A 15209-nucleotide genomic window follows, 5' to 3' on the forward strand; every position below is an offset into this window, starting at 1 on the left:
AGTGGATGAGACCGGCGGGGAGCCGGTCTCCAGGGGAGGGAGAACACATGCCACGCCCGTATCTGGTGCGCTCCGCGATCGCGGCCGTACTCGCGTCGTCAGCCGTCGTCGCCGTTCCGTGGAGCGCGTCGGCCGCGGACAATCAGCCGCCGGCGCAGCCGCAGACGTCCGAGCTGAACACCGACAACCAGGCATGCGCGGCGGGACCGGACCGCCCCTTCGTCCGCAACCGGCCGACGATGAGCGCGGTGCTGCGCGACCCGGAGAGCAGACCGGTGACCGCCGAGTTCGAGGTGTCCTGGACGGACGCGGCGGGCGACCCGCAGGTGCGGACACTCACGGACATCGGGCCCAAGGCCAGTGGCAGCACGTTCAGCACGGTCGTGCCGAACGACGTGCCCGCCTTCACCGAGGTGAGCTGGCGGGTTCGGGCGTACGACGGGGCCCTGTGGGGGCAGTGGAGCTCCGCGGGCGGGCAGTCGCCGTGCGAGTTCGTGTACGACTACTAGGCGCCCGCGATACCGACCGTGACGTCGCAGGAGTACCCGGACGACGACACATGGCGGGACGGGGTGGGCCGGTACGGCACGTTCACCGTTGATTCCACGTCCGACGACACCGTCTCGTACGTCTACAACTTTCTCGGCGGCAGCCAGCACACGGTCCGTCCGGACAAGCCGGGCGGTCCCGTGACCCTGTCCTGGCTGCCTGAGTCGGACGGTGTCAAGAGACTCACGGTCCAGTCGGTGGACCGGGCGGGCAATGTGAGCGCCCCTGCGAACTACGACTTCCTGGTCTCGGACGGACGGGCCCCGGTCGCCGCCTGGAAGCTGGCCGACGCCGCCGGGAGCGGCGCGGCCGCGGCCGACGCGGGCGGTCACTCCGCGACGGCCGGCGCAGGCGTCACCTTCGGTGTGCCGGGCCCGGCCCGGACCTCGGTCACCGCCGCCGCCGAGCTGGACGGCTCCGACGCGGCGTACCTGGCGAGCGACGCCCCGGCGGTCGCCACGGACCGGGCGTTCTCCGTGAGCGCCTGGGTGCGGCCGGACTCGCTGGACAAGGACAGGGCCGCCGCCAGCCAGGACGGGGCGTCCTCGGCCGCGTTCCGGCTGGGTACGGCGACCGATGGCGAAGGACGCCGGGTCTGGTCGTTCGGCCTCGGCGCGCCGGGAGCCGTCGTGCGGGCCGAAGGCGGCAGCCCGCAGGAGGGGGAGTGGGCCCACCTCGTCGGGGTGTACGACCCGGTGGCGGGGACCGCGCGGCTCTACGTGAACGGGACCGCGGTCGCCACCACCGAGGGCGCCGTCGGCACGGCCTCCTCCGGCGCGTTCCAGCTCGGCCGTGCGCTCGGCGCCGACGGCCAGGGCGAGAACTGGGACGGGGCGGTCGCCGACGTACAGGTGTGGGACCGGATCGTCGTCGCCGACGAGGCGGCCCAGCAGGCGCGGCGGAAGGCCGTGAGCCAGGGCTACTGGGCGCTGGACGAGTCCGCCGGCGGGAGCAGCCCGGAGCGGGACGGCGGCCCCGCGCTGGCCCTCGGCGGCGACGCGTCGGTGTACCGGGCGGACAGCTCCTGCGACCCGACCATGGACCCCGATTGCGTCCCCGGCGAGGAGCCGATCGTCGGTTCGGGCCACCTCCTCCTGGACGGCGACGGTGACTACGCGGCCACGCAGAACCCGGTCGTGGACACGTCCGACAGCTTCTCCCTGGCGGCGTACGTGAAGCTGGACGAGGACGCGCAGGACACGTCGGCGACGGTGTACTCGCTGCCGGGAGAGCACAACACCCTGGTCTCCGTGGGCTACTCGGCCGACACGCACCGCTGGCAGGCCACCGTCGCGCAGTCCGACGAGGCCGGGGCGCCGACGACGACCCTCACCGCGGAGGGGCGGTCGGTCTCGTACGGCTCGGCACAGCACCTCGCCTTCGTGTACGACGACGAGGCGGACGAGATCAGGCTCTACGTCGACGGACAGCCGGCCGCCGAGGCCGCGTTGCCGGACTCCTGGCGTGCGACGGGTGGCCTGCAGATCGGGCGCGCTCCTGCGCAGGACGGCGGCTGGAGCGGGTACCTGAGGGGGGCCGTCGACGAAGTGCACGCCTACGAGGGTGCTCTGACACCGAACCAGGTGCTGTTTCTGAGCTCGGGGCAGACGGACGTCTGACGGGAAAGACGGTGCCGGGCGGCCTGGCGGACTGGTACCCTCCGGACGCCCGTGTAGTGGGCAATTACTTTGTCGAGGGGCCCCACACCCTCCTCCGTACTGTTCCCCAGGAGGAGCTGTGTCCCGTCGGGCCCGCCTGCTGCACGTTTCGCTGGCCGCGTTGATCGCGCTGGGCGGTGTCGGCCTCACCACTGCCGCGCCGGCCGGTGCCGTCGGCGCCGACACCGTCGTTCCGACGGATGGCGTCTGGGGCCTCGATCTCGCCGGCGGTGTCCTCAGCACCGTGGAGAAGGCGCCGAACGGCGACCAGGAAGTCACCAACCGGACCGTGTCGGCGGACGGCGCCACGGTCGGCGCCGTCTCACGGCGTGGCTTCGCGGGGACGCTCGCGAACGGCACGCATGCCGAACGCGTGCCGTGCGAGGCGCCGGGCGGCTGTGTGCCGCTGAGGGCGACGGGGAACGGGAACGTCGGCTACTACGTCGTCGCGGCCGACGGCACCGAGCGTGCCCAGGTGTGGACGGCCCCCAATGCCTACGCCATGGTCTCCGCGACGTCCCTCACCGGGGGCCGGTTCATGGACGCGAGCGGCCGGTTCTACGTCCACGCCGCCGCGTCCACCGGCAAGGAGTACGCCGGCGCGGTCAACCGGTACCGCTCGGAGGACGTCGGGCTGACCCGCGCGGCGACCGCCGCCGCCGTGTGGGGTACGCGGCTGTGGACGCCGGGGTCCGGCGCGGGCGTCGTCACCTCGTACGACCTGAAGACGAAGAAGACCGTGACGACGGTGTCCACCGGGGCGCCGTGTACGGTCGCCGAGCTGCAGGTGGCGGGGCGCTGGCTGTACTGGAACTGCGGGGCGGACGGTGCCGCCGGGGTCTACGACCTCACCGCGCAGAAGAACATCGCCGTGCCGTCGGGGCCCGCTCTGCTCGGCGACGGCTATCTGGTCCAGCACGATCGCACGGCCGGAAAGCTGCTGCTCACCGACTTCCACACGGGCACCGCCCAGCCCGCCCGCACCGTCGCCGATCTGCCCGCGGGCAGTACCGCGGACCAGCGGAGGCTGACCTGGGCCGTGGACCGGTTCGGCGGCGACATCGCGTACGTGGGCCAGGACAAGGCCGTCCACATCGTGCAGAGCGGGGTGCCGTCCCAGCCGCTCGCGAAGATCGAGTCGGATGTCGACGGGCCCACCGTCGACCCCGGCGGCCACGACTACGGGTCGACCACCTGGCACAGCACGTTCCAGTACAGCAAGCCGGCCTCCTGGAGCTTCACGCTCAAGGACTCCCTCGGCCGGGCCGTGCGCACTGTCACGGGCAGTGGCGCCGAGGCCGACGTCGCCTGGGACGGGAAGACGGACGCGGGCACGTACGCCTACAACGGCGCCTACACCTGGACGCTGACCGCGACGGCGGCCGACGGCGCCGGCACCTCCACCACCACGGGCGCCGTCACGCTCTACGGCGGCCTCCAGGGCCACCACGACCAGGGCGGCGACCGCCTCGGTGAACTGCTCACCCTGAACTCCTCCGGCGGTCTGACCCTGCACTACGGCGACGGCACGGGCACCTTCGTGCGCAAGCAGTCCGGGTCCGGGTGGGCGGCGGGGACGGTGGCCGTGCCGTTCGGCGACATGGGTAGCGACCGCTGCGCCGACCTGCTGGTGCGCACCCCTGCGGGGGAACTGCGCCGGTACGCGGGCAAGTGCGGCACCAGCGCCTACGTCCCCGGCTCCAGCCACACCTCGCTCGGCACGGGCTGGAACGCGTACAACGTCCTGACCGCCCCAGGCGACCTCACCGGCGACGGCCGCGTCGACCTCCTTGCCCGCAAGGCGTCCACCGGCGACATCTACGTCTTCGCCAACGACGGCCACGGCAAGCTGCTCGCCGGCAAGAAGATCCGCTCCGCCTGGACCACCTACACCCACATCGTCGGCGTCGGCGACCTCAACGGTGACGGGATCGGGGACGTGCTCGCGCGGCGCAAGGACGGGACGGTGTTCCGGTACGACGGTGCCGGTGACGGGACGCTCAAGGACCGGGTCACCGTGTTCACCGCCTGGGGGGCCACGTACAACACGCTCGTCGGCGTCGGCGACATCACCGGCGACGGCAAGGCCGACCTGGTGGTGCGGGACTCGTCCGGGAATCTGTACCGCAACGACGGCAAGGGGAACGGGTCGTTCACGTCGCGCACGAAGATCGCGACGGGATGGAACGTGTACAAGGGCGTTTTCTAGCCCTCGGTCGAGGCGGTCGGTCCTTGATCGACCGCATGTCGCGCCCCCACCGAGGGAATCGCTGGGGGCATGACAAGCGAAGCGAACGATGCCACCGCGCGGCGGTCCTCCGTGGAGGGGGCCGTCGCCGGGTCCGACGAGGAACGGCTCGCCCAGCTCGGGTACACGCAGGTCCTCGCCCGCCGGATGTCGGCGTTCTCGAACTACGCCGTCTCCTTCACGATCATCTCGGTGCTCTCGGGCTGCCTGACGATGTATCTGTTCGGGATGAACACCGGTGGCCCGGTGCTGATCACCTGGGGCTGGGTCGCGGTGGGGCTGATGACCCTGTTCGTGGGGCTCGCGATGGCCGAGATCTGTTCGGCCTATCCGACGTCGGCCGGGCTCTACTTCTGGGCGCACCGGCTGGCCCCGGCGCGGTCGGCGGCGGCCTGGGCCTGGTTCACGGGCTGGTTCAACGTGCTGGGGCAGGTCGCGGTGACCGCCGGCATCGACTTCGGGGCGGCGTCCTTCCTGGGCGCCTATCTGAACCTCCAGTTCGACTTCGGGGTGACCCCGGGCCGGACCATCCTGCTGTTCGCCGCGATCCTCCTGCTGCACGGACTGCTGAACACCTTCGGCGTGCGCATCGTCGCCTTCCTGAACTCGGTGAGCGTGTGGTGGCACGTCCTCGGTGTCGCGGTCATCGTGGGCGCGCTGGCCTTCGCGCCGGACAGCCACCAGTCGGCCTCGTTCGTCTTCGGCGAGTTCGTGAACAACACCGGCTGGGGCAGCGGCGCGTACGTCGTCCTCATCGGGCTGCTCATGGCGCAGTACACCTTCACCGGCTACGACGCCTCCGCCCATATGACCGAGGAGACGCACGACGCGTCCACGGCCGGGCCGAAGGGCATCGTCCGTTCCATCTGGACCTCGTGGATCGCGGGCTTCGTGCTGCTGCTCGGCTTCACCTTCGCCATCCAGTCCTACGACGGCGCGCTGAAGTCGCCGACGGGCGCGCCGCCCGCCCAGATCCTGCTCGACGCGCTCGGCGCCACGGCCGGCAAGCTGCTCCTGCTCGTCGTCATCGGGGCGCAGCTGTTCTGCGGCATGGCGTCCGTCACCGCCAACTCCCGCATGATCTACGCCTTCTCGCGCGACGGCGCCCTGCCGCTGTCCCGGCTGTGGCGGACGGTCAGCCCGCGCACCCGGACGCCGGTCGCGGCGGTGTGGCTGGCGGCGGCGGGCGCGCTGGTGCTCGGCCTGCCGTATCTGATCAATGTGACGGCGTACACGGCCGTCACATCGATCGCGGTCATCGGGCTCTACATCGCGTACGTCATCCCGACGCTGCTGAGGCTGCGCAAGGGCGACTCCTTCGAGCGCGGGCCGTGGCACCTGGGCCGCTGGTCGACGGTGATCGGTGTGGTGGCGGTGACCTGGGTGGCCGTCATCACCGTGCTGTTCATGCTGCCGCAGGTGTCGCCGGTGACCTGGGAGACGTTCAACTACGCGCCGATCGCGGTGCTCGTGGTGCTCGGTTTCGCCGGGATCTGGTGGCTGGTGTCGGCCCGCCGCTGGTTCCTGCGCTGAGCCCGCTCCCCGCTGCTTTTCGGTGTGCACAACACCGGGATGCCGATACTCGATCGGTGTTCCGGGCACGTCGGGCTATGCTCAGGGGTGCGTCGGCGTGGGCCGGCGCGTGGACCCTTAGCTCAATTGGCAGAGCAGTGGACTTTTAATCCATTGGTTGTGGGTTCGAGTCCCACAGGGTCTACGGACTCGGAAGCGCTCTCACCTGCGGCGGAAGCTGTGGGGTGGGGGCGCTTTCGTGTGTGCGGGGCGCGGGTGATCGATTGCTGGCCCGCTGCTGGCCCGAGAGGTAGACGATCAAGCTCCGGCTCGGTGTGGTGGTGCGCTGTGAGCGTCTGCCGTCGGCGCGGAGGGGTGCCGCGTGGGCATTCGTCTCCCACGCCCTTCTCATGGGGCCCGAGGGCGGGACGGGTGAAGGGTGGGAAGGCTCCGGGGCGGATGGATCGGAATACGGGGCTGAGCCCGGCGGGGCCTGTGCCGCACGTGGCCCCCAAACAGCCCGGAAGGCGGCCTGTGCTGCTTCTCCTGACCCGGCCAGGGCGTGCGCGAGGCAGGCCCGGTACCGGGTCTTGTCGCGCCGGTAATCGCACGCCAACTCATCACCTTCAACGCGGCCGAACACGTCGAACTCGCTTCGGGCAAGCGGCCGAAAGCCCTGCTGTGGACCGACGACCGGGTACGCCGCCGGCAGGCGGCCGGGCAGAAGCCGAGCCCCGTGACGGTCTGGACACCGGCCCGACTCGGCCGCTTCCTGGACGAGTCCGAGGGGGAGCGTCTGTACGCCCTTTTCCACCTCATCGCCTTCCGCGGGCTGCGTCGCGGCGAAGCAGTCGGCCAGAACTGGACGGACGTCGTAAGCAGCAGCTTGCCGAGCGTCTCGCGCGGGGCGAGGCGTGGGCGGACACGGACAAGGTCTTCACCCGGGAAGACGGCAGCTGGCTCCACCCGGAGACGGTCTCCGACACCTTCCGCAGGATCGTGCAGAAGGCCGACCTGCCGCCCATCAACCTCCGCGATCTCCGCCACGGCACGGCCGCGCTCGCGCATGCGGATGGTGGCGACCTCCATGCCATCAAGGAGACGCTGCGGCACTCGACCATCACGCTGACCTCCGACACGTACACCTCGCTCTTGCCGGAGATCGACATGGAGATCGCCGAGAAGGCTGCGGCGTTGGTGCCGCGGGCGCGGAGGAACTTGGACTGAGTGCGGGCGCCGCCCCGGTGCCTCGGTCCCGGAACCGATCCCATAGGTTCCGAGGCCGACATGCATCTCCGGGAGGGCACGTGAACGAGAATCCGCAGGTTGCGGCGCTGATGGCAGTCATGCCCGCGACGCACGGCGTGAACGAGAACATCGACTGGGCGGCCGTGGAAGGGATCTGGGGGACTCGCTTTCCGGCCGACTACATGGCCTTCATGGAGACCTACGGGGCGGGCGACATCGGTGAGGAGGTGGGAGTGCTGTTGCCCGTCCCACGCCCCGATGTCTATCGGGACTGGGACGGTCTCCACGGGGAGACGGAGAACGCCCGACTGACCTGGGAGATGGAGAGGGATCTGTCGGACCTGGACATCGATCCCGGCTCCATCCTGGCCTGGGGCGTCACCTCCGGCGCCGACATCTACTGCTGGCTCACCACGGACAGCGACCCGGACCGCTGGCCGGTGTTCGTCTGCGGGCGTCATACGGACCCCACCTTCCAGGTGCATCCGTTCGGGATGGCGGAGTTCCTGCGCAGGCTCCTTGCGGACGAGGAGTTCCAGGAGGAGACGATCAGTGTCTATATGGAGGGGGAGCCGCGCTTCGCCAACTGGCGCAAGGGTGCTGGCGCTGAATAGTGCCAGATGGCTGGTCCCTTTTGCTGGCCCCGTGCTGGCCCGAAGGCCCTGGCACGGCGCGATGAGAGACGGTCCGGCGTAGTCGGTCCTGATCGCAGGACTGCTCTGTGACCTGCCGCGACGGCCATGGTCCGGCACGGTGCGGCAGGGCGTGAATCGCCCTGGAGCAAGCCGGTTCGCTGGCATCCCAGACTTTTGATCCATTGGTTGTGGGTTCGAGTCCCACAGGGTCTACGGGACGCAGGCCGGGCGGAAAGTCACCGCCGACCTGCTGTGCGGCGCCCGGGCCGGCTTCGGTCGGCTCGGGCGCCGTGCCGCTTTCGGGCCGCTGGGCGGCGGGGCGGCCGGCCCGTGCGCCCCTGGCCGCCGGGCCCGCGGCCCGGCCCCTATCGTGATCGGTATGCAGTCCTACACCATCGGCCAGGCCGCCCGGCTCCTCGGCGTGAGTCCCGACACCGCGCGCCGCTGGGCCGACGCCGGGCGGATGGCCACCCACCGCGACGAGGGCGGGCGGCGCCTCATCGACGGCAAGGACCTGGCCGCCTTCTCCGTGGAGCTGGCCAAGAGCGGCGGCGCCGACGGGGAGACGTCGTACACGTCCGTCCGTAACGCCTTCCCCGGCATCGTGACCGCCGTGAAGCTCGGCGACGTGGCCGCCCAGGTGGAGATCCAGGCAGGTCCGCACCGGCTGGTGTCGCTGCTCACGCGGGAGGCCGTGGAGGAGCTGGGCCTGGAGGTCGGGGTGGAGGCCACGGCCCGGGTGAAGTCGACGAACGTGCACATCGACCGGGCCTGAGCGCTCCGGGCGGGTGGTCCTCGGTCCCGGCCTGCCGCCTATCGGCCGTTGCGAGGTCCTCGGTTCCGGCCGCCCGCCGCCTACCGGCCGTTGCGCGGTCCTCGGCCGACCTGAGCGCTGCGCCCGGGTGGTCCTCGGTTCCGGCCCGCCGCCAATCGGCCGCTGCGCGGCGCCCGTTCGACGGCCTCACGAGGGGGCGGGTCGTCCGGCGGCGCGGTAGCCGCCGTTCCCATGGGCCGCGGTGATGGCACTGATGTGCCGGGCGCCGCAGCGGTCCTGCGGCGGCACGAGCTGGGCGCCCGCGCGGGGTGCCGTCCATGGTGATGTGACCGCGAGCAGGACGCGGGGTGCCGTCGCGCAGCCGGTCCTTGCGGCGGACACGTCGAACGCGGGGCCGGCCGCCGACAGGACGTCGTGCAGCAGCGGTCCCGTGAAGCGGTGGTGCCGGATGCCGTTGGTCGCGCACTCGAAGCTGAGGTCGGCCGCCCGCTGCGGCCGGCCGAGCAGGTCCGGCACCGTCAGGCGGCCCGGCGGGTCGGATCACCGGTGAGATCGAGTTCCGCCTCCGGTCCGGCCGGCTGGCCGGTGGCGAGGGTCCGGCTCACGGCTGCCGCCTCCCCAAGGACCGTACCCGCAGCCGCACACCGTAGAAACGCACATGCCACCTTGGCTGATCATTATCCCGGCTCATGCAAAGCAACAGGAGACTTCCCCTGGCATCTGCGGCATTATCATCAGCGCCGGGTCCGGCCGGGCCCATGGGATGGTGTCCGTGAGGACCAGAGGGAGTGGACCCGTGATGACTCGTACCGCGCGCCGTGACCGTCGGCCCCTTCGGGCGGCCGGGGTCGGCGTGGTCGCACTGCTGACGCTGAGCGCCTGTTCGTCGTCGGACGGCTCGTCATCGGCGGGCTCGGACCAGCTGTCCGGCACGGTGACGGTCTTCGCCGCGGCCTCGCTGACGGAGAGCTTCACGACGCTGGGCAAGCAGTTCGAGAAGGAACACCCCGGCACGAAGGTGAAGTTCAGCTTCGGCGGCAGCGACTCGCTCGCCGCGAGCATCACCGGGGGAGCCCCGGCCGACGTCTTCGCCTCGGCCAGCCCCAAGACGATGAAGATCGTTACGGACGCCGGTGACGCCGCGGGCGATGCGAGCACCTTCGTCCGCAACCAGCTGGAGATCGCCACCCTGCCGGGCAACCCCGACAAGGTCGGCTCCCTCAAGGACCTGACGGACTCCGGCCTGAAGGTCGTCCTCTGCGACAAGACGGTGCCGTGCGGCGCCGCCGCGCAGACGGCCCTGGACGCGAGCGAGCTGAAGCTCACCCCGGTCTCCTACGAGCAGGACGTCAAGAGCGCCCTGACGAAGGTGGAGCTGAAGGAGGCCGACGCCGCAGTCGTCTACCGGACGGATGTGAAGGCGGCGGGTGACAAGGTGGAGGGCGTGAACTTCCCCGAGGCCGCCGACGCCATCAACGACTACCCGATCGCCCGGCTCAAGGACTCGAAGAACGCGGCCGCCGCCAAGGCGTTCATCGAGCTGGTCAAGTCCGCCGACGGCCAGAAGGTGCTGAACGCGGCCGGGTTCCTCAAGCCGTGACCTCGCTCGACAAGCGCGCCGCCGCGGCCGACGTCCTCCAGGGCGGGCCGCCGCGCCGGCGTGTACGGACCCGCGGCGGCAGGGGCGCGCCCCTGCCGCTGCTCGCCCCCGCGCTGATCGGTCTCGCGTTCCTGACCGTGCCGCTGCTCGCGCTGCTCGTCCGCGCCCCCTGGCGCAGCCTGCCCGACCTGCTCACCAGCACCGAGGTGTGGCAGGCGCTCCAGCTCTCGCTGGTCTGCGCGACCCTGGCGACGCTGGTGAGCATGGTGCTCGGCGTGCCGCTGGCCTGGCTGCTGGCGCGGGTCGAGTTTCCCGGGCGGGGCCTGGTCCGCGCCCTGGTCACCCTGCCGCTGGTGCTGCCGCCGGTCGTCGGCGGTGTGGCGCTGCTGATGGCGCTCGGCCGCAACGGCATCGTCGGGCAGTGGCTCGACTCCTGGTTCGGCGTCACGCTGCCGTTCACCACGACCGGCGTGGTGATCGCCGAGGCGTTCGTCGCGATGCCGTTCCTCGTCATCAGCGTCGAGGGCACCCTGCGGGCCGCCGACCCGCGCTTCGAGGAGGCCGCCGCCACCCTCGGCGCCTCCCGCTTCACCGCGTTCCGCCGGGTCACGCTGCCGCTGATCGCCCCCGGCGTCGCGGCCGGCGCCGTGCTCGCCTGGGCCCGCGCGCTCGGCGAGTTCGGGGCGACGATCACCTTCGCGGGCAACTTCCCCGGCCGCACCCAGACCATGCCGCTCGCCGTGTACCTGGCTCTGCAGAGCGACCCGGACGCCGCCATCGCGCTCAGCCTGGTGCTGCTCGTGGTGTCGGTCGCGGTCCTGGCCGGCCTGCGCGACCGATGGATGACCGCAGGATGACCGAGACGCCTCCCCCTGCCGCCCCTGCCGCCCCCGTCGCCCCCGCCGACGGGCTCGACGCCCGGCTCGTCGTGGACCGCGGCGCCTTCCGGCTCGACGTGTCCCTGTCCGCCGCGCCCGGCGAGGTCGTCGCCCTGCTCGGTCCGAACGGCGCGGGCAAGACCACCGCCCTGCGCGCCCTCGCGGGCCTTGTACCGCTCACCGACGGCCATCTGCGGCTCGACGGCGCGGCGTTGGAGCGTACGCGGCCTGAGGCCCGGCCCGTCGGCGTCGTCTTCCAGGACTATCTGCTCTTCCCGCACCTCACCGCCCTCGACAACGTGGCCTTCGGGCCGCGCTGCCAGGGGGCCACCAGGGCGGAGGCCCGCGCGCAGGCCGCCCGGTGGCTGGAGCGGATGGGCCTCGCCGCTCACGCGGGTGTCAGGCCCCGCCGTCTCTCCGGCGGCCAGGCCCAGCGCGTCGCCCTGGCCCGCGCGCTCGCCACCCGCCCGCGGCTGCTGCTGCTCGACGAGCCGCTGGCCGCGCTCGACGCCCGTACGCGCCTTGAGGTGCGGGCCGAACTGCGGCGCCATCTGGCCGAGTTCGAGGCGGTCGCCGTCCTGGTCACCCATGACCCGCTGGACGCCATGGTGCTCGCGGACCGGCTGGTCGTCGTCGAGCACGGCACGGTCGTCCAGGAGGGCGGCCCGTCCGACATCGCACGGCATCCCCGTACGGACTACATCGCGCAACTGGTCGGCCTGAACCTGTACCGGGGCGAGGCCGAGGGGCACACCGTGCGGCTCGACGCGGGGCCGGACATCGCGACCACGGAGGAGCTGACGGGCCCGGTCTTCGTGGCGTTCCCGCCGAGCGCGGTCACCCTGCACCGGGACCGGCCGACCGGCTCCAGCGCGCGCAACGTCTGGCGCTGCGCGATCCGCGGCCTGGAGACTCACGGCGACCAGATCCGCGCCGATCTCACCGGCGAACTCCCGCTCGCCGCGGATCTCACCACGGTCGGCGCCGCGGAGCTCGAACTCCGTCCCGGGGTCGAGGTCTGGGCGACGGTGAAGGCCACGCAGACGCACGCCTACCCCGTCTGAGAGCGTGCCGCGAGCGGGTCGGGGGCGCTTTGGCACGCGTTCGCCGCCGGTGGTGACACCGGCGGCGAACACACCGACATGCTGGGCCCGTCGGGCCCTGGAGCGGCGGGACCTAGCCGTTCATGCAGGAGTTGCCGACCGCCGGGTTGAGCAGGCTGATCAGGCCGATCGAGTTGCCACAGGCGTTGATCGGCACGTCGACCGGGACCTGGACGATGTTGCCGGAGAGCACCCCGGGGCTGTGCTCGGCGACCGCGGAGGCGCTGGCCCCGTCGGGGCCGTCATGCGCGGAGGCGACGGCAGCGGAACCCAGAACGGCGGTTCCGGCGAGCACCGTGGCGGCTGCGAATGCGCGAAGACGCATCGTTTCTCCCTGATAGACGAGGGAATATGACTCGCCTATCAGATCGTCACTCGGTGCCCGGGGCGACGAATTGGGCCGTCAGGGGGCGTGTCCCGGCGCGGCGGAGCGGGCGCCCGCATCAGTGCCGGTGCTGCTCCGCCCGGTCCACGCGCACCCAGCCACCCGTCGCCCGTTGCGGTCGCGAGGGCCGGGCGGGCCGTGGGGTGTCCCGGCCGTACGCATGCCAGAGGCGCACCAGCGCTTCGTAGATCGGAGTCTCCGAGGCGGGCCGCGACCTGCCTGTCGGATCGTTTCCCTTCATCTCCATGTCCTGTTCAACCGCGCACGGGAGCCCTGGGTCACTTGTTCTGCAGGATCCGCGCCACGCGGGGCCCGAGCCAGCGCTTCAGCGACCGCAGGGCCTGCGTCCGGTCCACCGCCCGGTCCACCCGGTAGTACAGCTGCGGCGGAACGTAGGGCAGCAGCGGGGAGTGGCGCTGGCCGAGCAGCGCGAACATCTGGTGCGGCGCCAGATCGACGTAACGCGTCAGGTTCTCGTACCAGTTGGCGCTGTGGCGCGCCGCGCTCTGGTGCGGCAGCAGCTCACGGCGCCGGGTCCGCTCGTAGTGCCCGAGCGCGGCCGGGAGCGGGCCGGGGTCCCGCAGGGCGCGGGCCAGCGCCATGGCGTCCTGCATCGCCAGGGTGGTCCCGGCGCCGATCGAGTAGTGCGTGGTGTGGGCGGCGTCGCCGAGCAGCACCAGATTGCCGCGGGACCAGACGCGGTTGGTGACGGTGCGGAACTGCTGCCAGGGGAGCGGCCCGTCCGACTCCGTACGGTCGATGAGCGGATGCCCCCGCAGCGGCTTTGCGAGCAGGCTCTCCAGCAGTTTCAGGGTGTCGGCCCGCGCCATGGAGCCGAGGCCGAGCCCCGCCCAGGTCTCGGGCGAGCACTCGACGACGCACGTGCTGTGGGTGCCGTCGAAGCCGTACGCGTAGCACCAGAGCCAGCCGTGGCCGGTGTCCACGAAGGCGAAGGTGAAGGAGGTGAACACCCGGGTCGTGCCGAGCCAGACGAACCGGTTGTTGCCCAGTTCGACCCGGGTACCGAAGTGCTCCCGGTGCTCGTCGCGCAGCGCACTGCGGGAGCCGTCCCCCGCCACGACCAGGTCGCCGTCCAGCGCGGGGTCCCCCGGCAGGACCGGGTGGCCGTACCGCACGTCGACCCCGAGGCCGGTGGCCCGCTCGGCCAGGATCTCCAGCAGCCGGTGGCGGCCGATCGCGAAGCCCTCGTCGCCGTCGTGGGACGTGGTCCGGTCGCGGATGTGGGCCACGCCGCCGCTCCAGCACACCGACTCCTTCTCGATGGTGTGCGCGGACACCTCGTCGCAGGCGGCGAGCCTGGCGAGCATCTCGGGCCAGTAGGTGACGCCCCATCCGTAGGTCGCGCCCGCGGGGTCCCTCTCGTGCACGCGGACGTCCCGGCCGGGGTCCTGGAGCTTCAGAAGGATGGCCAGGTACAACGACGCCGGACCGCCACCGGCGCAGACCACCTGCATGTTGCTCTCCCTCGCTGCACGGGGCGGACGGGGTGCCGGTCGGCACCACTGGGCAAACGACGGCGCGGCCGTCCGGTTCTTGACCGGCTTCGGCTTTCCGGCGCCGAACGCCCCGTTCGGTCCTCCCCGCCTGCGCGCGAGCGGGGACGCGACCAGGCTTGGACGTGCCCGTCCGCTCGGCGGAACAGGCGACCGAAAGGCGACGTCATGTCCTTCACGCGTACCGCGGTTCTGCTCGGTGCGGTGCCCCTCGCCTGGCTCTGCGGGCCGCACGCGGTGGCCGACACCCCGGATCCGCCCGTGCTGTTGACCGTGCAGCAGTGCCGCTCGGAGGGCGGCGTCCCCGCGTTCCGCGTCTACGGGGGCGGCGACGCCTACCGGTGCGTCAGGCAGGTGGCCGGGGCGGGCCCCGGAACCGGTGGGGCGGACCCGGGGTTCGCCTTCGTACGCCGCCCGCACTTCGACCTCGACTACCTGGCGCCTGCCGAGTGCCAGGCCGGCGGCGGCGTCATGCGCTGGGAGGACGGAGCGGAGGCCGGGGGCGGCTCACAGGTGTGCTCCGGAGGCGTGTACGACGGGGGCACCGTCGCCCCTGCCTTCGAGGAGACGGACTGAGGGCTTTGGATCATCTATTCCAGCTATATTCCTACCCTTTTCAGGATGTATCCCCGCATAAGCCGTGACTGACGGCCCGGCCCGCCGTTGAGCAGGTCGACGGCTGCGACCACGTGGCCGCACTGCCAAGCAAAAGGAGAACGTGATGTCTCGCATCGCGAAGGCAGCCGCTGTCGCCATCGGCACGGGCGCTGTGGTGCTCAGCGGCGCTGGTCTGGCCATGGCCGACGCGGGCGCTCAGGGCGAAGCCACCAACTCGCCGGGCGTCCTGTCGGGCAACCTGATCCAGGCCCCCATTCACGTCCCGGTCAACGCCTGCGGCAACACCGTGGATGTCATCGGTGTGCTGAACCCGGCCTTCGGCAACACCTGCGTCAACAGCGACGGTGGCGACGCCGGTTACGGCGGCTGAAACCCCGTGCCTCGGGGCGTCACCGCAGACGGGACTGGTGAATCCCCGTAGTCATCCCTGAACGGGTGGCCCCCCGGCATGCCATGCCGGGGGGCCACCCGTTCGTGTGCGGGCGC

At 71.7% G+C, this 15209-nt stretch carries 14 protein-coding genes, 1 tRNA gene and 1 pseudogene; 13 read left to right on the forward strand and 3 right to left on the reverse strand.

The genetic code is table 11. From position 1 onward, the window contains the following. The first annotated feature begins 47 nt into the window (after nucleotides 1-47). The 8 genes and pseudogenes from J3486_RS39895 (at nucleotide 48) to J3486_RS39930 (ending at nucleotide 8625) form a co-directional block, all read left to right on the forward strand. Nucleotides 48-509 (forward strand): hypothetical protein, encoded by a 462-nt coding sequence (locus tag J3486_RS39895; RefSeq protein WP_207828915.1) that lies wholly within the window; start codon nucleotides 48-50, stop codon nucleotides 507-509. A gap of 18 nt (nucleotides 510-527) precedes the next feature. Then, on the forward strand, nucleotides 528-2168 hold the full coding sequence (locus J3486_RS39900; protein ID WP_207828916.1) for a LamG domain-containing protein: 1641 nt from the start codon (nucleotides 528-530) through the stop codon (nucleotides 2166-2168). 118 nt (nucleotides 2169-2286) lie between these two features. Then, complete coding sequence (locus tag J3486_RS39905) at nucleotides 2287-4416, forward strand: FG-GAP-like repeat-containing protein (protein WP_207828917.1); 2130 nt, start codon at nucleotides 2287-2289, stop codon at nucleotides 4414-4416. Between the two features lie 69 nt (nucleotides 4417-4485). Next, on the forward strand, nucleotides 4486-5988 hold the full coding sequence (locus J3486_RS39910) for an amino acid permease (protein WP_229379353.1): 1503 nt from the start codon (nucleotides 4486-4488) through the stop codon (nucleotides 5986-5988). Nucleotides 5989-6099: 111 nt separating this feature from the next. Beyond that, nucleotides 6100-6172 (forward strand) — tRNA-Lys (locus tag J3486_RS39915). 399 nt (nucleotides 6173-6571) lie between these two features. Then, a pseudogene (gene xerC, locus J3486_RS39920) lies at nucleotides 6572-7194 on the forward strand (tyrosine recombinase XerC); the annotation flags it as partial. Between the two features lie 80 nt (nucleotides 7195-7274). After that, complete coding sequence (locus tag J3486_RS39925) at nucleotides 7275-7829, forward strand: SMI1/KNR4 family protein (RefSeq protein ID WP_307805141.1); 555 nt, start codon at nucleotides 7275-7277, stop codon at nucleotides 7827-7829. Nucleotides 7830-8229: 400 nt separating this feature from the next. Next, the gene (locus tag J3486_RS39930) at nucleotides 8230-8625 is read left to right on the forward strand and encodes a molybdopterin-binding protein (protein WP_207828918.1); all 396 of its coding nucleotides are present in this window, start codon (nucleotides 8230-8232) and stop codon (nucleotides 8623-8625) included. A 186-nt stretch (nucleotides 8626-8811) separates the two neighbouring features. On the opposite strand, the gene J3486_RS39935 is transcribed toward J3486_RS39930, so the two are convergent. Beyond that, a complete protein-coding gene (locus tag J3486_RS39935) occupies nucleotides 8812-9141 on the reverse strand; it encodes a hypothetical protein (protein WP_307805142.1) in 330 nt (109 codons plus the stop codon). Nucleotides 9142-9424: 283 nt separating this feature from the next. Between J3486_RS39935 and modA the strand changes: the two genes are divergently transcribed. Genes modA through J3486_RS39950 form a run of 3 tightly spaced genes read left to right on the forward strand, consistent with a single transcriptional unit; the run spans nucleotide 9425 to nucleotide 12167 of the window. Then, nucleotides 9425-10225, forward strand: coding sequence for a molybdate ABC transporter substrate-binding protein (gene modA / locus J3486_RS39940; RefSeq protein WP_207828919.1), 801 nt, complete (start codon nucleotides 9425-9427; stop codon nucleotides 10223-10225). Further along, nucleotides 10222-11082 (forward strand): molybdate ABC transporter permease subunit, encoded by an 861-nt coding sequence (gene modB, locus J3486_RS39945; RefSeq protein ID WP_207828920.1) that lies wholly within the window; start codon nucleotides 10222-10224, stop codon nucleotides 11080-11082. Before modA ends, modB begins: the two co-directional genes overlap by 4 nt. Further along, nucleotides 11079-12167 (forward strand): ABC transporter ATP-binding protein, encoded by a 1089-nt coding sequence (locus J3486_RS39950; protein ID WP_229379354.1) that lies wholly within the window; start codon nucleotides 11079-11081, stop codon nucleotides 12165-12167. The genes modB and J3486_RS39950 overlap by 4 nt, the downstream gene beginning before the upstream one ends. Nucleotides 12168-12279: 112 nt before the next feature. Here the strand turns inward: J3486_RS39950 and J3486_RS39955 are convergent, their stop codons facing one another. Further along, nucleotides 12280-12531 carry a chaplin gene (locus tag J3486_RS39955; protein WP_207828922.1) on the reverse strand — a complete coding sequence of 84 codons (252 nt, stop codon included), beginning with the start codon at nucleotides 12529-12531 and terminating at the stop codon, nucleotides 12280-12282. 338 nt (nucleotides 12532-12869) lie between these two features. Then, nucleotides 12870-14066 (reverse strand): FAD-dependent monooxygenase, encoded by a 1197-nt coding sequence (locus tag J3486_RS39960; protein ID WP_207828924.1) that lies wholly within the window; start codon nucleotides 14064-14066, stop codon nucleotides 12870-12872. A gap of 207 nt (nucleotides 14067-14273) precedes the next feature. On the opposite strand from J3486_RS39960, the gene J3486_RS39965 reads away from it, so the two are divergent. Next, nucleotides 14274-14681, forward strand: coding sequence for a hypothetical protein (locus J3486_RS39965; protein ID WP_207828926.1), 408 nt, complete (start codon nucleotides 14274-14276; stop codon nucleotides 14679-14681). Between the two features lie 145 nt (nucleotides 14682-14826). Then, a complete protein-coding gene (locus tag J3486_RS39970) occupies nucleotides 14827-15093 on the forward strand; it encodes a chaplin (RefSeq protein WP_207828927.1) in 267 nt (88 codons plus the stop codon). Nucleotides 15094-15209 lie beyond the last annotated feature (116 nt).

The organism is Streptomyces sp. VRA16 Mangrove soil (assembly GCF_017377775.1).
GTDB lineage: Bacteria > Actinomycetota > Actinomycetes > Streptomycetales > Streptomycetaceae > Streptomyces.